Origin of the sequence: Micromonospora sp. NPDC057141 (assembly GCF_042670805.1) — a bacterium.
In the GTDB taxonomy this organism is placed as follows: Bacteria; Actinomycetota; Actinomycetes; order Mycobacteriales; family Micromonosporaceae; genus Micromonospora.
The window spans coordinates 1-23,345 of sequence record NZ_JBHUVA010000092.1 but is presented as its reverse complement, the minus strand read 5'-3'; the positions used below and the strand labels follow the sequence as shown (position 1 = coordinate 23,345).

Sequence of the window (23,345 nt, the reverse complement as noted above, 5' to 3'; positions counted from 1 at the left end):
GCTCTGGGCGGTGCCGCCGCGGCGGGCTCCGGGGTCGGCCGGCCGCGCGACGGCCGCCGTGGCCGCGCCGACGACCGGCAGCGCCCGGGTGGGCTCCGCCGCCGCCGGGGCCTCGGCCGGGGACGTGGGCCAGGCGGACGGGCCGTCGACCGGCGGGGCGGGCCAGGCGGATGTGTCGCCCTGCGCAGTGGGCCAGGCGGACGTGTCGCCCGTCGGGGCCGCGCGGCCGGCCGAATACCACTGGTCGGCGGGCCGTTCGGGGGAGTTCCACTGGCCGGTCGGCTGGTCCGGGGAGTGCCATTGGGCGGCGGGCTCGCCCGCCCGCGGCCGGTCGGCCGGCGGCGCCGGGGGCCGGTCGGTGTGCCGTTGGTCACTCGGCTGGTCCGGTTCGTCCCCGAACAGGTAGGCCGACCGCGGCGCGGGGCGGTCGGTCAGCCAGGCCGGCTCGTCGTCCGGGGGCTCCTGGCGCCACCGCGCGCCCTCCGGGTCGTTCGGGTCGGTCCTGCCGTACACGCCTGTCGCCTCCATGGGTCGGTTGCGGGCCGGGGTGACCGTACGGGCGCGGTGCAAGCTGCGGCAACGTGGCTAAGAAAGAGTTAAGACGAAAGCGGTTCGCGTGGGGTGGGTTCCGATGTTCCCGGGCGTACAGTTAACGCGTCCGGACAGAGCGTGTCCGTGCCTTGTGGCAGCCTCCCGACAAACGGCCCGGCCGACGCGAAGATGATCTACGGCCTGCGGTAACTTGACGAATGAGGGGTTGTCGGCTCAATATGTAGGTGTCGCCAGTCGCGCCCGGTCATGCCCAGAATCGCTGGGAATGACAGCCGCGAACGAGTGGGCGCGCGTTGGTCCGGCCTTTCCGGCAGCGCATATCAAGGAGTCAGCATGGCGAAGGCCCTCTACGGCCACGTAGGTGCAGCGCCCGATCGGCGCCTGCTCGACGAGGTCACCCGACTGCGATCCAGGGTTCAGGCACTGGAGTTCGAGATCACGCGCCTGCGCGCCGAGAACGATCGGCTCGCGGCGGCTGCGGCGGAGGCGGACGACCTCCTCCGTCTGGCCGAGCCGGCGCTGACCTGATCTCCAGCAGGTCCGACAACTGAATCCCACCACGCAGAAATCGCGCGCCGACACTTTTGTGCCGGCGCGCAGCCATGTCCGGGCAATTCTCCCCGTACCATTCTCTGATCTTGGATAATTGATCAAGCTCTGCATCGGACGAGCCGTCCGATCCGTACCGGGAAACCCGGTACGCGGCGCGCCGGCCGGTCGTCGACACCGGCCCGGGGCGGGTCGCGTGCCCGAGGGCCGGCGACACCGGGTTAGTCTGCGGGTTCACCAGGTCCGCGCAGCCCACGACGCTCGGCGGCCACCGGACGAGGATCGAGAAGGTGTATCTCAAGAGCCTGACGGTGAAGGGGTTCAAGTCCTTCGCCTCCGCGACGACGCTGAAGCTGGAGCCCGGGATCACCTGCGTGGTCGGCCCGAACGGCTCCGGCAAGTCCAACGTCGTCGACGCCATCGCCTGGGTGCTCGGCGAGCAGGGCGCCAAGGCGCTGCGCGGCGGCAAGATGGAGGACGTCATCTTCGCCGGCACCGCCGGGCGGGCCCCGCTGGGCCGGGCCGAGGTCACCCTCACCATCGACAACACCGACGGCGCGCTGCCCATCGAGTACACCGAGGTCTCCATCACCCGCCGGATGTTCCGCTCCGGCGAGAGCGAATACGAGATCAACGGCGACTCCTGTCGCCTGCTCGACATCCAGGAGCTGCTGTCGGACTCCGGCATCGGCCGGGAGATGCACATCATCGTCGGCCAGGGCCGCCTCGACGGGATGCTGCACGCCAAGCCGGAGGACCGGCGCGCGTTCATCGAGGAGGCGGCCGGCGTCCTCAAGCACCGCAAGCGCAAGGAGAAGGCGCTGCGGAAGCTCGACGCGATGCAGACCAACCTCAACCGGCTGACCGACCTCACCGCCGAGCTGCGCCGCCAGCTCAAGCCGCTGGGCCGGCAGGCCGAGGTGGCCCGCCGGGCCGCCGCGATCCAGGCCAACCTGCGCGACGCCCGGCTGCGGCTGCTCGCCGACGACCTGCACACCCTGCGCGCGACCCTGGACCGGGAGATCGCCGACGAGAGCGCCGCGCGTGAGCGGCGCCAGGAGGTCGAGGCGGAGCACGCCGAGGTGCAGGGCCGGCTCGGCGAGCTGGAGGCCGCCCTCGCCGAGGACGCGCCGCTGCTCGCCGCCGCCCAGGACACCTGGTACAAGCTCTCCGCGCTCTCCGAGCGGTTCCGCTCCGTCGAACAGCTCGCCCGCGAGCGGCTGCGCCACCTCACCGCCATCCCCGACGACGAGCGCCCCGGCCGCGACCCCGACCAGCTGGAGGCCGAGGCGGAGCGGGTCCGCGAGCAGGAGGAGGAGCTGCGCGGCGCGCTCACCGACGACCAGATCCGCCTCGCCGAGGCCGTCGAGCAGCGGCAGGAGCTGGAACGGCAGCTCGCCGCCGCCGAACGGGAACTGGTCGCCGCCGCGAAGGCGATCGCCGACCGGCGGGAGGGGCTGGCCCGGCTCACCGGCCAGGTCAACTCCGCTCGCGCCCGCACCACCAGCGCCGGGGAGGAGATCGAGCGGCTCGCCGCCGCGCACGCCGACGCCCTGGCCCGCGCCGAGCAGGCGCAGGCCGACCTGGACGCGGTCGCCGAGCAGTCCACCGAGGCCGACCGGGACAACGCCGACCTCGACGACCGGCACGCCGAGGCCGTCGCCGCCCAGGAGCGGGCGCAGGCCGCCGCCCGGTCCCTCACCGACGCGGAACGGGCCGCCGAGAAGGAAGCCGCCACGCAGAAGGCCCGCGAGGAGGCGCTCGCCATCGGCCTGCGCCGCAAGGACGGCGCGGGCGCGCTGCTGGCCCGCGCCGGCGAGGTGCCCGGCCTGCTCGGCAGCCTCGCCGGGCTGCTCACCGTCGCCCCCGGCCACTCCGCCGCGCTCGCCGCCGCGCTCGGCGGGCTCGCCGACGCGGTCGCGGTCACCGGGGTCGACGAGGCCGTCGAGGCGATGCGGCTGCTCAAGATCTCCGACGCCGGGCGGGCCGGCCTGCTCGTCGGCAGCCCCGCCGGGCCGGGCATGACCGGCACCGCCGACGCCCTGCGCCCGAAGCTGCCCGCGCACGCCCGCTGGGCCCCCGACCTGGTCGAGTGCTCCGCCGAGCTGCGCCCCGCCGTGCACCGGGCGCTGCGCGACGTGGCCGTCGTCGACGACCTCGCCGCCGCCGCCGAGCTGGTCGCCGACAACCCGGAGCTGCGCGCGGTCACCCCGGACGGCGACGTCGTCGGGGCGTACGCGGCGGCCGGCGGGTCGGCGAAGGCGCCCAGCTTCATCGAGGTGCAGGCCGCCGTCGAGGAGGCCCGGGCCAACCGGCTCGCCGCCGAGCACACCGCCGCCGAGCTGCGCGACCAGCTCGTCGGGGCGCGCGCCGAGGTGGCCGCCGCCAAGGAGGCCGTGCAGCACGCCGCCGCCGCCAAGCGGGAGGCCGAGAGCCACCGCAACGCCGCCGCCCGCCGCCTGGCGGAGCTGGGCGCCGCCGCCCGGTCGGCGAAGGCGGAGACCGACCGGCTCGGCGAGTCCCGCGCCCGCGCCGAGGCGGCCCGGGAACGGGACCTCGCCGCCCTGGCCGAGCTGGCGGAGCGGCTGCGGCTGGCCGAGGCCACCCCGATCGACGCCGAGCCGTCCACGGACGAACGCGACCAACTCGCCGCGCTGGTGCCGCAGGCCCGGCAGAACGAGATGGAGGTCCGGCTTGCCGTGCGTACCGCCGAGGAGCGGGTCTCCTCGATCGCCGGCCGGGCCGACTCGCTGCGCCGGCAGGCCGCCGCCGAGCGGGCCGCGCGGGAACGCGCTGCGGCCCGGCGCGCGGCCCGCGCCCGGGGCGCGACCATCGCCCGCGCCGTGGCCGGCGGCGCCCGCGAGGCGCTGGCCCGGCTCGCCGTGTCGATCGCGCGGGCCGAGGAGCACCGCGACGCCGTGGCGCGCGAGCGGGCCGCCCGCGAGGCCGAGCTGTCCGAGGTACGCGGTGCGGCGAAGCGCCTCGGCGCGGAGCTGGAGCGGCTGACCAGCCAGGTGCACCGGGACGAGGTGGTCCGCGCCGAGCAGCGGCTGCGCATCGAGCAGTTGGAGGCCAAGGCCGCCGAGGACTTCGGCATCGACGTGGAGACGCTGGTCGCCGAGTACGGCCCGACCCAGCCCGTACCCCCGACCCAGGCCGACGTGGCGGCGGCCGAACGGGACGGGTCGCCGGTGCCCGAACCGGTCCGGTACGAGCGGCCGGTGCAGGAGAAGCGGGCCGGGAAAGCGGAACGCGAACTGGCCCTGCTCGGCAAGGTCAACCCGCTGGCGCTGGAGGAGTTCGCCGCGCTGGAGGAGCGCTTCAAGTTCCTCTCCGAGCAGCTGGAGGACCTCAAGGCCACCCGCCGGGACCTGCTGACCGTGGTCAGGGACGTCGACGAGCGCATCCTGGAGGTCTTCGCCAGCGCGTTCGCCGACACCGCCCGGGAGTTCGAGCAGGTCTTCACGGTGCTCTTCCCCGGCGGCGAGGGGCGGCTGATCCTCACCGCCCCCGAGGACCTGCTCACCACCGGCGTGGAGGTGGAGGCCCGCCCGCCGGGCAAGAAGATCAAGCGGCTGTCGCTGCTCTCCGGCGGCGAGCGGTCGCTGACCGCCGTGGCGATGCTCGTGGCGATCTTCCGGGCCCGGCCCAGCCCGTTCTACATCATGGACGAGGTCGAGGCGGCCCTCGACGACGTCAACCTGGGCAGGTTGATCACGTTGCTGGCACAGTTGCGGGAGAAGAGTCAGCTGATCGTCATCACCCACCAGAAGCGGACGATGGAGATCGCCGACGCCCTCTACGGGGTGACCATGCGCAGCGGGGTCACCCAGGTGATCAGCCAGCGGCTCAACCGGGCCGAGGGCGAGCAGACGCCGCCCGCCCGCGCCGCCGTCGACGACAGTGTCGGCGTCGGCGGCGGCCGGGACGGCGACGACGAGCGGCACGGCCGCGGCGAGGAGAAACAGTAGTGGCTCGGGAACGCGCGACGGCGCTCCTGGTGGATCTCGACGGGGTGCTGCGGCGCTGGGACCCGGCGGTCGCCGCCGGCGTGGAACGGGATTACGGCCTCGCCGAGGGGGTGCTCACCGAGATCGCCATGCACTGGGGGCGGCTCCAGCCGGTGCTCACCGGCCAGGTCAGCCACGCCGACTGGGCCGCCAGCGTCGCCGACGCGCTGGCCGACTCGGCCGGCGGCCCGCAGCGCGCCCGCGCCGCCGTGGAGCAGTGGCAGCGCCACCGGGGCGAGGTCGACCCCGAGGTGCTGGCGTTCGTGCGCGAGGTGCGGGCTGCCGGCGTACGGGTCGGGCTCGGCACCAACGGCACCGACCTGCTCGACACCGACCTCGCCGCGCTGGGCCTGACCGACGAGCTGGACGTGGTGGTCAACTCCTCGGTCGTCGGGGTGCACAAGCCGGCGAAGGAGTACTTCCAGGCGGCCTGCGCGGCGCTGGAGACCCCGCCGGCCCGGGTGCTCTTCGTCGACGACGAGGACTGGGCGATCCGGGGCGCGCGGGCGGCCGGACTGTCGGCGTACCGGTGGGACGGGCCGTCGGGGCTGCGCTACCTGCGGGCGGCGCTGGCGTACTGAGCCCGGCGCTCCGCCCGGCCGGTGGAGAGCCGGTCGGCCCCGACCGGCTCTCCACCAGCTCCGGGTCAGGCGCCGGTGACGCCGTCGATGCGTTCCCGCAGCAGGTCGGCGTGGCCGTTGTGCCGGGCGTACTCCTCGATCATGTGCAGATAGACCCAGCGGACGCTGATCTCGTCGGTGCTGCCGTCGCGGCGCGGACGCAGGAAGGTCTGGTCCAGGGACAGGCCGGCGGCGGCAACCCGGGCGGCCTCGACCTCGGCGGCGAAGGTGGCGAAGTCGGCCGCCGCGTCGGCGCCGGCGATGTCGTCCAGGTCGCCGTCCGGGCTGGCCTCGGTGTTGTAGATGTCCCCGAGTCGCTGGCCGGCGGCCCGGATGCGGAACCACCAGCGCTCCACCTCGGACATGTGCCGGACCAGGCCGAGCAGCGTCAGCCCCGAGGGCTCCACGCTGGCGGTCTTCAACTGTTCGGTGGTCAGGTCGGCGCACTTCATCAGCAGGGTCTGCCGGTGGTAGTCGAGCCAGCCTTCGAGCATGGCCCGCTCGTCGGCGACGTACGGTTCGTCGGTGCGGTTGATCCGCGGTGCTCTCCAGGTCATCCGCCCATCCTGGCGGGCACCCCCGACACCGGGCGACCGGTTTAGCGCGCGGCGCGGTGCGGTGCGGTGCGGTGCGGTTGTCAGGAAGGGGCCCTTCCTATACGGAAAGCGTTGACAGGGGGCCCTTCCCTGCACCTCAGTCGAGGGCTTCGTTGAAGCGGGCCAGCAGGCGGGCGAAGTCCTCCACGTCCTGCCTCGGCCAGCTCTGCACGATGCGATGGAACTGCGCGAGCCGGGTCGCCCGGGCGGCGTCGAACCGGCGCTGCCCCTCCTCGGTCAGGCTGAGTCGCCACGCCCGCCGGTCCTCCGGCTCCGGCTCCCGGCGCACCAGCCCGAGCGCCTCCAGGCCGTTGATCTGCCGGCTCAGCGTCCCCTTGCTGATCCCGAGCCGGGCGGCCAGGTCGGTCAGCCGGGTCGCGTCCGACCGGCGCAGCCACAGCAGCAGCCCGTACGCGTTCTGGTCCAGATTGGGGTGCACCTCCCGGGCCACCTCGAAGGACAGCGAGCGGCCCCGGCGCAGCAGCGCGGTCAACTCGTGCTCGACGAACCGCAGGGTCTCCGGCGAATGATCGTCCACGCCGCAAGGGTACGGGCGCGAGGGGCTCAGCCCCCGGAGGCGAGCCGCCTTCGGAACACCGTTCGCAGGTGCCCGTCGCCGGTGGTGCCCTCGATCGTGACGTCGGCCGTGCGGCCGGTGTGGGCGAGGGTGGCCACCGCGTTGCCGAAGTACGGCCCGGCCAGCTTGCGCCAGCGCACGCTGGGGCGGCGTACCCCGGCGCAGCGGGCCAGCGCGCGGGCGGCCCCGGCCGGTCCCGGCGACCAGCCCAGTCGCATCAGCGGGCGCATCGCCGCCGGCACCTGGTTGTGGATCGGCGAGCAGGTGAGCTGGTGCACGGGGGTGTGCACCGCCGGGCCGGGGAAGCGGGCCCGGGCCACGTACGAGTGGTGCACGTCGCCGGAGAGCACGCTGATCGACGCGGGCGGCGGGTACGCCGGCCCGGCGCCGACCCGGTCCCCGGTCTGCCCGGCCGGGCCGCTGCCCAGCCGGGCGAAGAGCGCGCCGAGGGCGTCGAAGGAGCGGCGGAACGCCGCCCAGTGCTCCAGGTCGAGCGCCCGGCGCAGCCGCTCGGCGAAGCCGGCCACCCAGCGGTGCCGGGAGTCGGCGAGCTTCTCGTTCCACGCCTCCACGTGGTGGATGCCCGGCGGCAGCAGCCAGGGCAGCGACGCGCCCACCACGAGGTGGTCGTAGACGCCGTGCGCCCGGTCGAGGAACCAGGACCACTCGCCCGGCGGCAGCATCGCCCGGCTGCCCCGCTCCAGCACCCGGCTGCACCGGTTGTCGAGCATCACCAGCCTCGTGCGCCCCAGGTCCAGGGCGTAGCTCCACTGGTACTGCACCGCGCGCCAGCGCTCGGTGTCGTGCGCCTCGTCGGCCTCCCTGTCGACCCGGGTGCCGAACTCGCGCAGGACCTCGGTGGCGTCCGGGGCGGCGGCGGTGACCTTCGCGTACACGGGGTCGGCGGCGATCTCGTCGGGGGCGAGGTTGCCCAGGTGCTGGTAGACCCAGTAGGAGGCCAGGCCGCTGCCGATCCGCTCGGCCCACCAGGGCTGGGCGCGCATGTCGTCGCGCCACGGCGCGGAGGTGTTCCAGTCGTCGATCACCTCGTGGTCGTCGAAGATCATCACGCTGGGCACGGTGGAGAACAGCCAGCGGATCTCCGGGTCGCGCCACGACTCCAGGTAGAGCTTGGTGTATTCGTCGAAGCTGACCACCTGCGTCGCCGGGGCGCCCGCCGGCCGCCGCCGGCGCCGCTTGAGCAGCCGCCGCACGGTCGGCGAGGTCTCGTCGGCGTAGACCTGGTCGCCGAGCAGCACCAGCAGGTCGGGCTGGGCGGCGGCCCGGTCCGGCTCGGCCAGCAACCGCCGGGCGTACGCGTCGAGCGCGTCCGGGGGCAGCTTGCGGGCGGTCGAGTGCTGGGTGGTCTCCCGGCAGGAGCCGAAGACCAGGCGCACCGGCTGGTCCCGGTCGTCGGCGGCCCGGGTGCGGATCACGCTGGGCGGGAAGGCGGACCGGGGCTCCGGCCAGGCGACCTCGTCGTCGACCAGCACCTCGTACGTCGTCGCGCTGTCGGGGGTCAGCCCCTCGACGACGACGAGCGCGTAGTGGTGGTCGTACGCGGAGAAGGTCTTCGCCGCCCCCTCGGCGCCGTCGGCCGTGCGGACCCGGACCGTCGCGGGCGCACTGGTCTCCACCCAGACGGTGGCCCGCGTGCCGACGACCCGGCGCAGCAGCGGGCCGATGAGCAGGCGGGGAGCCGGCATGGGGAACCTCCAGGGGGCGAGACGCGCTCATCATTTCTACCCGGTCGACCGTCGCGCCGCCCCTGGCCGCCGCGAGCGTACCGGCAGCTCGCACCCCCGTCGGTAGCGGTGGCTGGGACGCCGTCGCCGGCATCTGACAGGATTTCGGCATGACGGAATACCTCCTCATCGCGCTCGCCCTGCTCGGCGTGCTGATCCTCGGCGGCCTCGGGCTGGTGGTGCCGCGGCTGCGCCGGCGCCCCGAACCGCCGCTGCCGGAGACGGAGGTGGACACCCGGGCCGGCCAGGACCTCGCCGGCCCGTCCGTCGAGGCGCCGGAGGCGGACCTTTCCACGGGGATCCTGGTCGAGCCCCCGCCCGTGGTGGAGGCGCCGCCCGCCGTCGAGGTGCCCGAGCCGACCGCCGGCCGGCTGGTCCGGCTGCGGTCCCGGCTGTCCCGCTCGCAGAACGCCTTCGGCAAGGGCCTGCTGGGCCTGCTCAGCCGCGACCGGCTCGACGAGGACACCTGGGAGGAGATCGAGGACAGCCTGATCACCGCCGACGTCGGCATCGACCCGACCCGGGAGATCGTCGACCGGCTGCGGGAGCGGACCCGGGTGCTCGGCACCCGCACCGTCGACGAGCTGCGCGCCCTGCTCGCGGCCGAGCTGGTCGACGCGCTCGACCCGGCCCTGGACCGGTCGCTGCGCACCGCCCCGGCCGACGGCGTGCCGGCGGTGGTGCTGGTGGTCGGTGTCAACGGCGCCGGCAAGACCACCACCTGCGGCAAGATCGCCCGGGTGCTGGTCGCCGACGGCCGCAGCGTGCTGCTCGGCGCGGCCGACACCTTCCGCGCCGCCGCCGCCGACCAGTTGGAGACGTGGGGCGGCCGGGTCGGGGCGGAGACCGTCCGCGGCCCGGAGGCCGCCGACCCGGCCAGCGTGGCGTTCGACGCGGTGAAGCGGGGCATCGACACCGGCGTCGACACCGTGCTGATCGACACCGCCGGCCGGTTGCAGAACAAGGTCGGCCTCATGGACGAGCTGGGCAAGGTCAAGCGGGTCGTCGAAAAGCACGGGCCGATCGACGAGACCCTGCTGGTGCTCGACGCCACGACCGGACAGAACGGCCTGGAGCAGGCCCGCGTCTTCACCGAGGTGGTCAACGTGACCGGCGTGGTGCTGACCAAGCTCGACGGCACCGCCAAGGGCGGCATCGTGATCGCCGTGCAGCGCAAGCTCGGCATCCCCGTCAAGCTGGTCGGCCTCGGTGAGGGCAAGGACGACCTCGCCCCGTTCGACCCGGCGCAGTTCGTCGACGCGCTGCTCGGCACCGAGCCGCTCGCCCGCGACGCGTAACCTCGCAGTGACCAGTGACGATCGCGCCTACCCCGGGTGGCGCGACCCCCGCCACGCGGCGCCGGGCCTCGGGAGACCGTACGTGACTTCGCAGGAGATCCCGCTGCACGGCGGGAACGTGAGCACCGTGGTGCGGGTCGGCGACACCGTCCGGCGCAACGTCGGCCCGTGGACCCCGTCCGTGCACGCCCTGCTGCGCCACCTGGAGTACGTCGGGTTCACCGGCGCACCCCGGGCGCTCGGCATGGACGAGCGCAACCGGGAGGTCCTGTCGTACCTGGAGGGGGAGTGCGGGGAATACCCGCTGGCCCCGCACTGGGTGACCGACGAGGCGCTGGTGACGGTCGCCACCATGCTGCGGATGTTCCACGACGCCCAGTACGGCTTCGCCCCGCCGCCCGGGGCGGTGTGGCGCTCGTTCGGCCCGCCCCCGCCGGACACCGAGGTCATCTGCCACCACGACGCCGCCCCGCACAACGTGATCTGGCGGCCGGACGGCACCCTCGGGCTGATCGACTTCGACCTGGCCTCGCCGGGCGCGCGGATCTACGACGTGGCGTACGCGGCGTGGACCTGGGTGCCGATCTTCTCCGACCGGGACTCGATCACCCTCGGTTGGCGGCACCCGGACCGGCCGCGCCGGCTGCGGCTGTTCGCCGACGCGTACGGGCTGATCCCGCGCGACCGGCACCGGCTGGTCCGGACCATCCGCAAGCGCGTCGTCGATCACGTGGAGGGCATCCGTCGGATGGCCGCGGCGGGGGAGCCGGCGTTCGTCCGGATCGTGCACAAGGGTCACCTTCGCCGCCCGATGCGCGATCTGCGCCTGTTGGATTACGAACGGCATGCTCTGGAGTACGCGCTGCGCTGAGATCCTCCCCGGTCCGCCCGACGGTGAGGGTTTCTTCACACGTACGAAACACAGCGTCACGGGTTGGAAATCGAGTGGTGACGCTGAAGGAAACAGGAGGCGACCAAGCTTCCGCGCAACCGGCGTACGGGCGACGCTGCCCCGGAAGCCGCGAAGGAGGGAACTTCACCTTTAGGAGGCCAGCGTGCCTGAAGCACCGACGATCGACGGCGGCAACACCGTTTGGCTGCTGGTTTCGACCGCGCTCGTGCTGCTCATGACGCCCGGACTGGCGCTGTTCTACGGCGGTCTCAACCGGTCCAAGGGCGTGCTCAACATGATGATGATGAGCTTCTCGGCGATTGGGCTCATCTCTGTTCTGTGGTGGTTCTACGGTTTCAGCGTCGCCTTCGGGACCGACGTGAACGGCTTCTGGGGCGACCCCGGGGCGTACCTCGGCACCAAGACCTTCCTGGCCGAGACCGACCTGTGGGGGGCCACCGCGGAGAACCCCAGCGGCATCGGGGTCCCGCTCTACGTGTTCATGGCCTTCCAGATGGTCTTCGCGGTGATCACCGTCGCGCTGATCAGCGGCGCGATCTCCGATCGGGCCAAGTTCGCCGGCTGGCTGGTGTTCGCCTTCGGGTGGGCCACGCTGGTCTACTTCCCGGTCGCGCACTGGGTGTGGGGCGGCGGCATCATCGGCGCTGACATCCACGCGCTGGACTTCGCCGGTGGCACTGCGGTGCACATCAACGCCGGTGCGGCGGCCCTGGCCGTGGCGCTGGTGCTCGGCAAGCGGCTCGGCTGGCCCCGTGAGGGCATGAAGCCGCACAACATCCCGCTGGTCGCGCTCGGCGCGGGCCTGCTCTGGTTCGGCTGGTTCGGGTTCAACGCCGGCTCGGAGCTGACCGTCGACTCGGTCGCCGGCCTCGCCTTCATCAACACCCAGCTCGCCACCGCCGCGGCGGTGCTCGGCTGGCTCGCGGTGGAGTGGATCAAGGACAAGAAGCCGACCATGGTCGGTGCGTCCTCCGGCGCGATCGCCGGCCTGGTCGCCATCACCCCGGCCTGTGGCTTCATCGCTCCCTGGGCGTCGGTCCTGCTCGGCATCGTCGCCGGTGCGGCCTGCGCGTTCGCCGTCAGCCTGAAGTACAAGCTCGGCTACGACGACTCCCTCGACGTGGTCGGCGTGCACTTCGTCGGCGGCTGGATCGGTTCGCTCTGGCTCGGCCTGTTCGCCACCAACTCGGTCAACTCCGCGATCACCGACGTGGTCGGCGCCTCCGACGGCCTGTTCTACGGCGGCGGCGTCACCCAGCTCGGCCGCCAGGCCATCGCCGGCCTGATCGTGACCGTCTGGTCCTTCGGGATCGCCTGGCTGCTCGCCTTCGGGATCGAGAAGACGATCGGCTTCCGCCTCAAGCCCGAGGCCGAGGTCGAGGGCATCGACCTCGCCGAGCACGCCGAGAGCGGTTACGACCTCTCCCTGGCCGGTGGCAGCGGCGGCGGCAGCGCGTTCGCGCTCGCCGGGATCGGGACGCCGGCCGGTGCCGCCGGCACCAAGCCGGCGTCGGACGAGTCCGAGCCGGTCAGCGAGAAGGTCGCCGGTTAACGTTCCTGGGATGGAGGGGTTGGACATGAAGCTGGTGACCGCGGTCATCAAGCCGTACCAGCTGGACGCGGTGAAGGAGGCCCTGCACGCCCTCGGCGTGGCCGGGCTGACCGTCAGCGAGGTCCAGGGCTACGGCCGGCAGAAGGGGCACACCGAGGTCTACCGGGGTGCCGAGTACACGGTCGAGTTCCTGCCGAAGATCCGGGTGGAGGTGCTCACCGACGAGATCGACGTCGAGAAGATCGTCGACGCGATCGTCGGCGCCGCCCGGACCGGCAAGATCGGCGACGGCAAGGTGTGGGTGACCGGCGTCGAGGACGTCGTGCGGGTCCGCACCGGCGAACGCGGCCTGGACGCCCTCTAGGCCGGCACGACCAGATGACCTCGTTGATCAAGGGGAATGCGTCGGGCAACGCCGGCGACGGCGACGCGAACCTCTTGGTCAACGAGGTCGTCGGCGTTCCCGGGGGGATCGGGGACGCGGCGCGGGTGGCGCGGGCCGCCGCGTTCGACCGCTGGCTGGCGGGGCTGCTGCCCCAGCGGGCCGGCATCGCGCTGGTCGCCGTGGGCGGGCTCGGGCGGCGGCAGTGCGCCCCGTACGGGGACCTCGACCTCGTGCTCGTGCACGCCGGGGTGCCCGGCATGGACGAGCTGGCCCCCCAGGTGTGGTATCCGATCTGGGACGCCGGCCTGCGGCTGGACCACTCGGTGCGGACCCTGGCCGAGGCCCTGTCGGTGGCCCAGGACGACGTGAAGGTCGCCCTCGGCCTGCTCGACGCCCGGCACGTCGCCGGCGACCGGGAGCTGGCCGACACCCTGGCCCGCACCGCCGTCGACCACTGGCGGCGTACCGCCGTCCGTCAGTTGCCCGCCCTGCGGGAGATCACCGAGGCCCGCTGGCAGGCCCACGGCGAGCTGGCCTTCCTCCTCGAAGGTGACCTCAAGGAAGCCGCCGGCGGGCTACGCGACGTGGGCATCCTGCGCGCGATCGCCACCGCCGGCATCACCGACGCGCTGCGCCCCGCCGTCCGGGCCGCCCACCTGCGCCTGCTCGACACCCGCGACGCCCTGCACGAGCAGGCCGGCCGCCGCGTCGACCGGCTGGTCGCCCAGGAACGCGACGGCGTCGCCGCCCGGCTCGGCCTGCGGCAGCCCTCCGGCGAGGCCGCCGCAGCGGCCGTGGCCGCCCACGACGGCGACGTGCTGCTGCGCCGGGTCGCCGGAGACGCCCGCACGATCAGCCACGCCCTCGACGACGCCTGGCGGGCCGCCGACCGGCTGCGCTCCGGCCGCCGCCGGGGCGCCGACCCCCGCCCGGTGCGCCGCCCGGTCGCCCGGGACGTCGTGGAGCACGACGGGGAACTGGTGCTCGCCCGCACCGCCATCGGCGCGCGCCCCGACCCGAGCCTGTCCCTGCGGATGGCCGCCGCGGCGGCGACCACGCGGCTGCCGATCGCCCGCGCCACCTGCGAGTGGCTGGCCGCGTACTGCCCGCCGCTGCCGTCGCCCTGGCCGGCGGACGCCCGCGCCGCCCTCGTCACCCTGCTCGGCGCGGGTCCCGGCCTCGTCCCCGCCTGGGAGACCTGCGACCGGTACGGGCTGATCGACGGCTGGCTGCCCGAGTGGACCCGGATGCGCAGCCTGCCCCAGCACAACCCCGTGCACCGCTACACCCTCGACCGGCACCTGGTGCAGACCGCGTACGAGGCGAGCCGGCACACCCGCGAGGTGGACCGGCCGGACCTGCTGCTGCTCGGCGCGTTCCTGCACGACATCGGCAAGGGACTGCCCGCCGATGGCGGCGCCGACCACAGCACCGTCGGCGCGCCGCTGGCCGAGGCCGTGGTGGCCCGGATCGGCCTGCCCGAGCCGGAGGTGGCGCTGATCGGCACGCTGGTCCGGCTGCACCTGCTCCTGCCCGACGTGGCCACCCGCCGCGACCTGTCCGACCCGGTGACCATCGCCCGGGTCGCCGAGGCCGTCGGCGACAGCACCACCCTGGACCTGCTGCACGCCCTGGTCCGCGCCGACGCGGCGGCCACCGGCCCGGCCGCCTGGTCGGACTGGAAGGGCCGCCTCGTCGCCGAACTCGTCGCCCGGGTCCGCACCGCGCTGGACACCGGCGTGCTGCCCGCCCCGCCCGCCCCCGACCCGGCGCTGCTCGACGGGCCGCTGCCGGTCGTACACCTGACCGGGGACCGGGTGGCGGTGGCCGCGGCGGACCGGAGCGGCCTGCTCGCGACGGTGGCCGGCTGCCTGGCCCTGCACCGGCTGGAGGTGCTCTCCGCCGACGCCTCCACCGTCGACGGCCGGGCCCTGGTGGAGTGCCGGGTGCAGCCCCGCTACGGCCTGCCGCCCGACCCGATCGCGCTCGGCGGCGACCTGCGCCGGGCGGTCGCCGGGGACGTCTCGGTCACCCAGCGGCTGCGCGGCCGGGCCCTCGCCGCGCGCGGCTCCGGCGCGGCCCCCCGGGTGGTCTGGCACCGGGACGCGGCCACCGACGCGGTGGTGCTGGAGTTGCGCGCCGCCGACGCGGCCGGCCTGCTGTACCGGGTGACCTGCGCCCTCGACGAGGCCGGCGCGCAGGTCCGCGCGGCCCGGATCTCCACGCTCGGCGGGGACGTGGTGGACGCGTTCTACCTGGTGGGCGGCTGGCCGTCGGACGACGAGCGGGCCCGCCTGGAGGCCGCGGTCCTCGCCGCTGTGTAAGGAAGGGCACCTTGTCTACGCTTTCGGTGGAGGAAGGTCCCCCTGTTAACCGACGCTTCCCGGAGCGCCGGGGTGCGGGCGGGCCGGAGCGCCGGTGCGGGCGGCGGGCTACCCTAGCCATGGCCGGACACCTGCGCCCGGTCGCGTTGTGCCCGCCGAAACACTGACAAACGGGATGTTCGCGTGTTTGACACCTTGAGTGACCGCCTCTCCGGGATCTTCACCAAGCTCCGCGGCAAGGGGCGGCTCACGGACGCCGACATCGACGCCACGGCGCGCGAGATCCGCCTGGCGCTGCTGGAGGCCGACGTCGCCCTGCCGGTGGTCAAGGGCTTCATCGCGAACGTCAAGGAGCGGTCGCGCGGCGCGGAGGTCTCCCAGGCGCTGAATCCGGCCCAGCAGATCGTCAAGATCGTCAACGAGGAGCTGATCACCGTCCTCGGCGGCGAGGGGCGGCGGCTCCAGTTCGCCAAGCAGCCGCCGACGGTGATCATGCTTGCGGGCCTCCAGGGCTCCGGCAAGACCACCCTGGCCGGCAAGCTGGCCCGCTGGCTCAAGGCCCAGGGCCACCAGCCGCTGCTGGTCGCCGCCGATCTCCAGCGCCCCAACGCCGTCGGGCAGCTCCAGGTGCTCGGTGGTCGGGCCGGCGTCGAGGTGTACGCCCCGGAGCCCGGCAACGGCACCGGCGACCCCGTGCAGGTGGCTCGCGCCTCGATCGAGCACGCGAAGCGGGCCGCCCGGGACATCGTCATCGTCGACACCGCCGGTCGGCTCGGCATCGACGCCGAGATGATGCGGCAGGCCGCCGACATCCGCGACGCGGTGAACCCCGACGAGGTCATCTTCGTCATCGACGCGATGGTCGGTCAGGACGCCGTACGCACCGCCGAGGCGTTCCGCGACGGCGTCGGCATCACCGGCGTGGTGCTGTCGAAGCTCGACGGCGACGCCCGGGGCGGCGCCGCGCTGTCGGTGCGCGAGGTGACCGGTCAGCCGATCCTCTTCGCCTCCACCGGCGAGAAGCTGGAGGACTTCGACGTCTTCCACCCCGACCGGATGGCCAGCCGGATCCTCGGCATGGGCGACGTCCTCACTCTGATCGAGCAGGCCGAGGCGGCCTTCGACACCGATCAGAAGGAGAAGATGACCGCCAAGCTGATGGGCGGCGAGCAGTTCACCCTGGAGGACTTCCTCGACCAGCTCATCGCGGTCCGGCGGATGGGTCCGATCGCCAACGTGCTGGCCATGATGCCGGGCATGGGGCAGATGAAGGACCAGCTCGCCGAGCTGGACGACAAGCACTTCGACCGGGTCACCGCGATCATCCGGTCGATGACCCCGGCCGAGCGCACCAACCCGAAGATCATCAACGGCTCGCGCCGGGCCCGCATCGCGAACGGCTCGGGCGTCGCCGTGATGGACGTCAACCAGCTGCTCAACCGCTTCGCCGACGCGCAGAAGATGATGAAGCAGATGGGCGGCATGATGGGCCTGCCCGGCGGCGGCCGGCGCAAGGCGACCAAGTCGCCGAAGAACAAGCGACGGAACTCGAAGGGCGGGCAGCGTTCGCGCGGGGGCGCGCAGAGTGGTGCCGGCGCGCGGGGCGCTGCGGGTGGAGGGCTGCCGGGCGGGTTCCCGGGCGGCATGCCGCAGCTCCCGCCGGGCCTGGACCCGGGCGACCTGGCCGGCGGCCAGGGCCTGCCCCCGGGCTTCAAGCTTCCGAAGATCGACTTCAACAAGCTCGGCAAGGGCGACAACCGGCCCCGCTGACGCGTGTCGGTGACGGTGGGCGACGACCTTGGCGCTTAGGGTGGTCGTCGCCCCCTGGACGGAGATGTCATGACCGCAGCGTCCATCCTGCCCGAACGGCACGAGTGGACGGTCGACGACCTCGGCGACCTGCCGATCAACCTTCTGTACGAACTGATCAACGGAAGGTTGATCGGGCCCTCGTCGACTGCCCTGCACCAGGAATTGTGCGTGGAGCTGCTGCTCACGCTTCGAGTCAACTGCCCGCCGGAATACCTGGTGAGCTTCGACCTGTCGACGCGGGTCGACCGCCGCAACGAGCCGCGCCCCGACGTCGTCGTCATCCGCCGCAGGCACGCCGACCGTTCGCCCGTCCCCGTCGAGGACGCGCTGCTCGCCGTCGAGGTCGTCTCGCCGACCTCCACCTTCCGCGACATGTACGACAAGGCGAAGGTCTACGCGCACGCCGGGGTCCGGTCGTACTGGGTGGTGGACCCGCTCCAGGAGCGCGTCACGCTGACCGAGTACACGCTCGCCGCCGGTGGCCGCGAGTACGAGCAGATCACCCACACCGAGGACCTGTTCGTCACGGAGCTGCCGTGGAAGGTTTCCGTCGACCTGCCGGCCCTGACCACCCGCCGGGACGGCCTGCTCGCCACGGACGGTCAGTGATCGGGTAGGACTGTGCGCATGGCTCTGCATGTGCGCGGTGTGCTTCTGCCCGACGACGAGGTCCGGGATCTGTGGCTGGTCGGCGACCGGGTCACCTTCGACCCGGTGCCCGGCGCGGAGACGATCGTCGACGGCGGTTTCGTGCTCCCCGGGCTGACCGACGCCCACTGTCACCTCGGCATCGCCCGGGGCGGCGCCCCGATCGCCTCTCTCGACCAGGCCCGCGCGGCGGCCCGCGTCGACGTCGACGCGGGGGTCCTCGCCATCCGGGACGCGGGCTCGCCGTACCCGTACCCCGAGCTCGACGACGACCCGGGGCTGCCGCGGCTGGCCCGCGCGGGCCGGCACGTCGCCCCGCCGCGCCGCTACCTGCGCGACATCGGGGTCGAGGTCGACGCGCCGCAGGTGGCGGCCACCGTCGTCGCGCAGGCCGCCGCCGGCAACGGCTGGGTGAAGCTGGTCGGCGACTGGATCGACCGGGGCACCGGCGATCTCGCGCCCGCCTGGGACGCCGACACGATGACCGCCGCCGTCGCCGCCGCGCACGCTGCCGGTGCGCGGACTGCGGTGCACACGTTCTCCGAATCCGCTGTCGAGATCATGGTGCGGGCCGGGGTGGATTCCGTCGAGCACGGCACCGGGCTGAGCCTCGACCTGATCGACCTGATGGCTCGGCAGGGCACCGCCCTGGTCCCCACGATGATCAACATCCGGACTTTCGGCGGGATCGCCGAGCAGGCCCGCGCGAAGTTCCCCGGGTACGCCGACCACATGCTCGCCCTGCGCGACCGCTTCCCCGAGGTGGTCCGGTCGGCCTACGAGGCGGGGGTGCCGATCTACGTCGGCACGGACGCCGGCGGCGGCATCGACCACGGGCTGGCCGCCGAGGAGATGCTGCTGCTGCACTCCGGGGCCGGCATGTCGGCGGTGGACGTCCTCGCCGCCGCCTCCTGGCGGGCCCGGGAGTGGCTCGGCTTCCCCGGCCTGGTCGAGGGCGGCCTGGCGGACCTCACGGTCTACCCCACCGACCCCCGCCGCGACCTGAGCGTGGTCCGCACCCCGTCCCGCATCGTCCTGCGCGGCCGGGTGCTGCGCTGACAGTCGGCGAGGCGGCGGCGCGGCCGGGTCAGGCGTGCGGGACGAAGAGCCGGACGGCCAGGGTGGCCAGCGCGTCGGCGGTCTGCTCGACGGGGGAGCGGGGCAGCACGATGTGGCTGACCACCAACCGGACGATGGTGTCGGCGGCGAAGGCCAGCGCGGCCGGGTCGGCTGGGGCGGCTGGGTCGGCCGGGTCGGCGGCGGGCAGGTGGCGGCCGGCCCACTCCAGCAGCGCGCCCGTCGACTCGGTGAGCACCAGCTCGGCGCGGGTCGTCAGGTAGGGCAGCAGCTCGTCGGATCCGCCCCGGGCGCTGGTCAGGATCGCCTTGATCAGCGGGTTGTCGGCGGCCGACGCGAGGGTGTGCGCGATCGCCGCGTACGCCGCCGCCCGCAGGTCGTCGCCGTGCTCGTCGAGGCGGGTCCGCACGTCGGTGACGAACCGGTCCACCTCGCGCTGGGCCAGCGCCTCGGCCAGGCCCGCCTTGGTGCCGAACTCGTTGTAGACCGTCTGCCGGCTCACCCCGGCCGCCGTGGCCACCCCACCCATTCGCACGCCGTCCCAGCCCCCGGCGATCGTCTGCGCCCGGGCGGCGTCGACGATGCTGTCCCGTAGCCGCTGCCGGGCGGCGTCCCTCACTTCACCCATGGTGGTCGAAGTCTACGGCCCGCGTGAGTGGTGTCGTGGCCGACGCGGTCGGCGTGGCACGAGGACACGGAAGCCGCCCCGCATCTCTCACGCACCGTGATGCACTGCTGGTCGTGCCCGCATGCCCGGCCGACGTTACCGTCCGTCACGCCTCTTCGGCCGCACAGAACATCTCGCAAACCCTTTGCTCTGCACCCACCGGCGCAGCACCATGTCCCAGCAGGGTGGGGACGAACTGCGGCTGTTGGAGGTGTGCGAGGTCGGGTTGCGCTGCGTGAACCATTGCGTATGTGGGTGCAGAGCAAAGGGGGGTGGCGCTGCCGGTGGGTGGGCTACGCCGCGTAACGGGCCGGCGGCGGGTCGGGGTGCGCCCCGCCCGGGCCGGCGGTTGCGGCGCCACGGCAACGAGCCCTTGCCTTGCCGGGTGACGATCCAGCCCAGGGAGGACGGCGCGGGGACGCAGACGCGCCCGATGGCGGCGCCGTCCCGGCTGCCGCATAGGATGTGCGGTCATGGCACGCGTGCTCACTCCCCGTGCGGAGGACTTTCCCCGCTGGTACCAGGACCTGATCGCCAAGGCGAAGCTGGCCGACAACGGCCCGGTCCGGGGGACCATGGTCATCCGGCCGGCCGGCTACGCCATCTGGGAGCGGATGCAGGCCGAGATGGACGCCCGGATCAAGGCGGCGGGCGCGGAGAACGCGTACTTCCCGCTGTTCATCCCGGAGAGCTACCTCAAGCGCGAGGCCGAGCACGTCGAGGGCTTTTCGCCGGAGCTGGCGGTGGTCACCCACGGCGGCGGCAAGCAGCTCGCCGAGCCGGTGGTGGTGCGCCCCACCAGCGAGACGGTGATCGGCGAGTTCATGGCCAAGTGGATCGACTCGTACCGGGACCTGCCGCTGCTGCTCAACCAGTGGGCGAACGTGGTCCGGTGGGAGCTGCGCCCGCGCATCTTCCTGCGCACCAGCGAGTTCCTCTGGCAGGAGGGGCACACCGCCCACGCCACGCGGGAAGACGCCCGCGCGTACGCCCGCAAGATCCTGCACGAGGCGTACGAGGACCTGATGGTCAACGTGCTCGGCATCCCGGTCGTGGTGGGCCTCAAGACCGCCCGGGAGCGCTTCGCCGGGGCCACCGCCACGTACACGTGCGAGGGCATGATGGGCGACGGCAAGGCCCTCCAGCTCGGCACCAGCCACGAGCTGGGGCAGAACTTCGCCAAGGCGTTCGACATCAGCTACTCCTCGGCCGAGGGCGGCCGGGAGCACGCCTGGACGACCTCCTGGGGGACCTCGACCCGGATGCTCGGCGGCCTGATCATGGCCCACGGCGACGACAACGGCCTGCGGGTTCCGCCGCGGCTGGCGCCCGTGCAGGCGTACGTGATGGTGGTCAAGGCCGGCGACGGCGTCGGCGAGGCGGCGGCGAAGCTGTGCGACGCGCTGCGCGACGCCGGCGTGCGGGTCGCGCTCGACGACCGCACCGACACCCCGTTCGGCCGCCGGGCCGTCGACGCCGAGCTGCGCGGCTATCCGGTACGCGTCGAGGTCGGCCCCCGTGACCTGGCCGCCGGCAACGCGGTCGTGGTCCGGCGTACGGACGGCTCGAAGTCCCCGACCCCGGTCGCCGACGTGGTCGGCGCGGTGCTGGCCGCCCTGGAGGTCGACCAGCGGGCCCTGCACGACCAGGCCCTGGCCCACCGCGAGTCCCGCACCGTGGAGGTCGCCACGCTCGCCGAGGCGATCGAGGCGGCGGCCACCGGCTGGGCCCGCGTGCCGTGGTCGGCGGTCGGCGTGGCCGGCGAGGCCGAGGCGAACGGCCAGGGCGTGACGGTGCGCTGCCTGCTGCGCGCCGACGGCTCCGTCCCGGACTCGGAGGACGAGCCGAACCTGGTCGCGATCCTGGCCCGCGCCTACTGAGAGCACAAGGAAGGGCCCCCTGTTAACGCTTTCGGTACAGGAAGGGCCCCTTCCTGACGCCGCAGTGCCGTGCGTGGCTCCGCAGCCGGCACGGCGTCGATCCTGGGAGAGGGCGGATGCACTTCGAGTCCGGCCGGTTGATCATGCACCGCAACGTCCGGCGCGGCCGGATCGGCTGGGTCCGGGCGGGGCGGGTGGTCAGCGACGACGAGCGCGGCCTGCTGGTCTACATCGCCCGGAACTCGCCGGGGGCCCACGAGGTCACCGAGGCCGGGCTCGGCATGCGGGCGGTGCCGTTCACCGAGTGGATCGCGTCGTCGTACCGGCTGGCCCTGGGGCGGTGGGACGGACCGGCGCTGCTGAAGTTCCTGCCCGCCGGCGAGGCCCACTCCGTCTGGTGGTTCTCCGACACCGCCGGCCGGTTCAGCCACTGGTACGTCAACCTGGAGGAACCCGGAGTGCGCTGGGACGACGGTGACGTGGCCGGGGTGGACATGGTCGACCAGGACCTCGACGTGGTGATCCGGCCCGACCGCACCTGGGAGTGGAAGGACGAGGAGGAGTTCGCCGAGCGGCTGGCGTTCCCCGCCGACTACTGGGTGGCCGACGAGGCCGCGGTCCGGGCCGAGGGGAAGCGGGTGATCGCCCGCGCCGAGACCGGCGAGTTCCCGTTCGACGGCACCTGGTGCGACTTCGTCCCGCCGCCCGGATGGGACGTGCCCGAGGCGCTGCCGCCGGGCTGGGACCGCCCGCCCGCCCGCTGACGATTCAGTCGACCCCCGATCGACGAGGTGCTGCGGCGGCTCGACGTGACGCTGCCCGGCGGCGCCGGGGTCACGGCACGGCCGGGGTGGACCTCGGCAGCCACGTGGAGAAGGTCGGTCGCGCCACCGAGTACACCACCGCCACCGTGCTGGAGCTCGACGTCACGGTGCGGGTCGACTACGGGCCGGGCCACGGGTGCTCGGCTTCGACGGGCAGATCGCCGCCGCGTACCTCTCGCAGGGCGGTGACTCGGGGTCGCTGGTCTGCCTGGGCGGGGCCGGCGGCGCGGAGGACCACTGCTGACGCAAATCACTTCAGACAGCACTAAAGGGGCATTCAGTGGGGCCGGGGCGGCGATCCGGCCGGCCGATGTGAGGAATCCCGGCCGATCTGGCAGAATGGGTCGCTGGTATCCGGCGCGCGTCCGGCGCCCTCTATCCCGGGCGCGTCGCCAGTCCACCGAGCAGTCTCCGGCCCAACCCCACTGTGCCGGTCGACACTCACCCGTGCACCGCCCGGACCGGGCCGGTGAGATCGCAACAGGAGCGAAACAACTGTGGCCGTAAAGATCCGGCTCCTGCGGATGGGCAAGATCCGCAACCCGCAGTACCGCATCGTCGTCGCCGACTCGCGCTCCAAGCGTGACGGTCGCGCGATCGAGTTCGTCGGTGTGTACCAGCCGAAGGAGGACCCTTCGGTGATCGAGGTCAAGTCGGAGCGGGTCCAGTACTGGCTGTCCGTCGGCGCGCAGCCGAGCGACGCCGTGCAGCGCCTGCTGGAGCTGACCGGCGACTGGCAGAAGTTCAAGGGCCTGCCGGCCCCGCCGCCGCTGAAGGTCGCCGCCGAGCGCGCCGACCGCAAGGCGGCGTACGAGGCCGAGGCGAAGGCCGCCGCCGGCCTGGCCGACGCCCCGGCGAAGCCGGCCAAGAAGGCCGCCAAGGCCGAGGCCCCGGCCGCCGAGCAGGCGCCGAAGGCCGAGGAGCAGCCCGCCACGGACGCCGCCGGCGAGCAGGCCTGACATGGCACTGCGTCCGGCGCTTGAGCACCTGGTCAAGGGCATCGTCGACCACCCGGACGACGTCCGGGTCCGGCTGGTCGACAACCGTCGGGGCAAGCGGCTGGAAGTCCGCGTGCACCCGGAGGACCTCGGCACGGTGATCGGGCGGTCCGGCCGGACCGCCAAGGCGCTGCGCCAGGTGATCGGTTCCATCGGTGGGCGCGGCGTGCGCGTCGACATCGTCGACTCGTACTGATGCGGCTCATCGTCGGCCGGATCGGCAAGCCGCACGGCATCCGCGGTGAGGTCACCGTCGAGGTGCGCACCGACGAGCCCGAGGCACGCTTCGCGCCCGGCTCGGTACTCGCTACCGAGCCG

At 73.6% G+C, this 23,345-nt stretch carries 19 protein-coding genes and 2 pseudogenes; 16 read left to right on the top strand and 5 right to left on the bottom strand.

The features are described from left to right. Positions 1–513: pseudogene (locus ACFT41_RS28700) on the bottom strand (hypothetical protein); the annotation flags it as partial. A gap of 372 nt (positions 514–885) precedes the next feature. On the opposite strand from ACFT41_RS28700, the gene ACFT41_RS28695 reads away from it, so the two are divergent. From ACFT41_RS28695 to ACFT41_RS28685, 3 genes are all read left to right on the top strand, one after another. Continuing rightward, the gene (locus ACFT41_RS28695) at positions 886–1,080 is read left to right on the top strand and encodes a hypothetical protein (protein ID WP_036374707.1); all 195 of its coding nucleotides are present in this window, start codon (positions 886–888) and stop codon (positions 1,078–1,080) included. A 311-nt stretch (positions 1,081–1,391) separates the two neighbouring features. Next, positions 1,392–5,072, top strand: coding sequence for a chromosome segregation protein SMC (gene smc, locus ACFT41_RS28690; protein WP_377584129.1), 3,681 nt, complete (start codon positions 1,392–1,394; stop codon positions 5,070–5,072). Beyond that, positions 5,072–5,692, top strand: coding sequence for an HAD family hydrolase (locus tag ACFT41_RS28685; protein ID WP_377584131.1), 621 nt, complete (start codon positions 5,072–5,074; stop codon positions 5,690–5,692). Before smc ends, ACFT41_RS28685 begins: the two co-directional genes overlap by 1 nt. A 65-nt stretch (positions 5,693–5,757) precedes the next feature. Here ACFT41_RS28685 and ACFT41_RS28680 read toward each other — a convergent pair whose 3' ends face one another. The 3 genes from ACFT41_RS28680 to ACFT41_RS28670 form a co-directional block, all read right to left on the bottom strand. After that, positions 5,758–6,288, bottom strand: coding sequence for a DinB family protein (locus ACFT41_RS28680; RefSeq protein ID WP_377584133.1), 531 nt, complete (start codon positions 6,286–6,288; stop codon positions 5,758–5,760). Positions 6,289–6,424: 136 nt separating this feature from the next. Next, complete coding sequence (locus ACFT41_RS28675) at positions 6,425–6,865, bottom strand: MarR family winged helix-turn-helix transcriptional regulator (RefSeq protein ID WP_377584135.1); 441 nt, start codon at positions 6,863–6,865, stop codon at positions 6,425–6,427. Between the two features lie 26 nt (positions 6,866–6,891). Then, entirely contained in the window at positions 6,892–8,610 is a 1,719-nt protein-coding gene (locus ACFT41_RS28670) for an alkaline phosphatase D family protein (RefSeq protein WP_377584137.1), read from the bottom strand. A 149-nt stretch (positions 8,611–8,759) separates the two neighbouring features. Here ACFT41_RS28670 and ftsY point away from each other — a divergent pair, with 149 nt between their 5' ends. The 8 genes from ftsY (at position 8,760) to ACFT41_RS28630 (ending at position 18,640) form a co-directional block, all read left to right on the top strand. After that, complete coding sequence (gene ftsY, locus ACFT41_RS28665) at positions 8,760–9,947, top strand: signal recognition particle-docking protein FtsY (protein ID WP_377584139.1); 1,188 nt, start codon at positions 8,760–8,762, stop codon at positions 9,945–9,947. Between the two features lie 7 nt (positions 9,948–9,954). Next, a complete protein-coding gene (locus ACFT41_RS28660) occupies positions 9,955–10,818 on the top strand; it encodes a phosphotransferase (RefSeq protein ID WP_377584142.1) in 864 nt (287 codons plus the stop codon). 184 nt (positions 10,819–11,002) lie between these two features. Then, entirely contained in the window at positions 11,003–12,412 is a 1,410-nt protein-coding gene (locus ACFT41_RS28655; RefSeq protein WP_377584146.1) for an ammonium transporter, read from the top strand. A 25-nt stretch (positions 12,413–12,437) separates the two neighbouring features. Further along, on the top strand, positions 12,438–12,776 hold the full coding sequence (locus ACFT41_RS28650; protein ID WP_176734061.1) for a P-II family nitrogen regulator: 339 nt from the start codon (positions 12,438–12,440) through the stop codon (positions 12,774–12,776). A gap of 14 nt (positions 12,777–12,790) precedes the next feature. Then, positions 12,791–15,121 (top strand): [protein-PII] uridylyltransferase, encoded by a 2,331-nt coding sequence (locus tag ACFT41_RS28645; RefSeq protein ID WP_377584148.1) that lies wholly within the window; start codon positions 12,791–12,793, stop codon positions 15,119–15,121. A 183-nt stretch (positions 15,122–15,304) separates the two neighbouring features. Then, positions 15,305–16,891 (top strand): signal recognition particle protein, encoded by a 1,587-nt coding sequence (ffh, locus tag ACFT41_RS28640; protein ID WP_377584151.1) that lies wholly within the window; start codon positions 15,305–15,307, stop codon positions 16,889–16,891. Between the two features lie 69 nt (positions 16,892–16,960). Next, complete coding sequence (locus ACFT41_RS28635; protein WP_377584154.1) at positions 16,961–17,542, top strand: Uma2 family endonuclease; 582 nt, start codon at positions 16,961–16,963, stop codon at positions 17,540–17,542. Positions 17,543–17,560: 18 nt separating this feature from the next. Then, positions 17,561–18,640, top strand: a complete 1,080-nt coding sequence (locus ACFT41_RS28630; RefSeq protein WP_377584157.1) for an amidohydrolase family protein — start codon at positions 17,561–17,563, stop codon at positions 18,638–18,640. Positions 18,641–18,668: 28 nt separating this feature from the next. Here ACFT41_RS28630 and ACFT41_RS28625 read toward each other — a convergent pair whose 3' ends face one another. Further along, entirely contained in the window at positions 18,669–19,286 is a 618-nt protein-coding gene (locus ACFT41_RS28625; protein ID WP_377584161.1) for a TetR family transcriptional regulator, read from the bottom strand. 512 nt (positions 19,287–19,798) lie between these two features. Between ACFT41_RS28625 and proS the strand changes: the two genes are divergently transcribed. The 5 genes and pseudogenes from proS to ACFT41_RS28600 form a co-directional block, all read left to right on the top strand. Then, positions 19,799–21,205, top strand: coding sequence for a proline--tRNA ligase (gene proS, locus ACFT41_RS28620; RefSeq protein ID WP_377584163.1), 1,407 nt, complete (start codon positions 19,799–19,801; stop codon positions 21,203–21,205). Positions 21,206–21,321: 116 nt separating this feature from the next. Further along, positions 21,322–21,969 carry a DUF402 domain-containing protein gene (locus ACFT41_RS28615; protein WP_377584165.1) on the top strand — a complete coding sequence of 216 codons (648 nt, stop codon included), beginning with the start codon at positions 21,322–21,324 and terminating at the stop codon, positions 21,967–21,969. Positions 21,970–22,526: 557 nt separating this feature from the next. Further along, complete coding sequence (gene rpsP, locus ACFT41_RS28610) at positions 22,527–22,988, top strand: 30S ribosomal protein S16 (RefSeq protein ID WP_377584168.1); 462 nt, start codon at positions 22,527–22,529, stop codon at positions 22,986–22,988. Position 22,989: 1 nt separating this feature from the next. Then, entirely contained in the window at positions 22,990–23,223 is a 234-nt protein-coding gene (locus tag ACFT41_RS28605; protein ID WP_036374728.1) for an RNA-binding protein, read from the top strand. Beyond that, positions 23,223–23,345 (top strand): annotated as a pseudogene (locus ACFT41_RS28600) (ribosome maturation factor RimM); the annotation flags it as partial. The gene ACFT41_RS28605 and the pseudogene ACFT41_RS28600, both read left to right, overlap by 1 nt.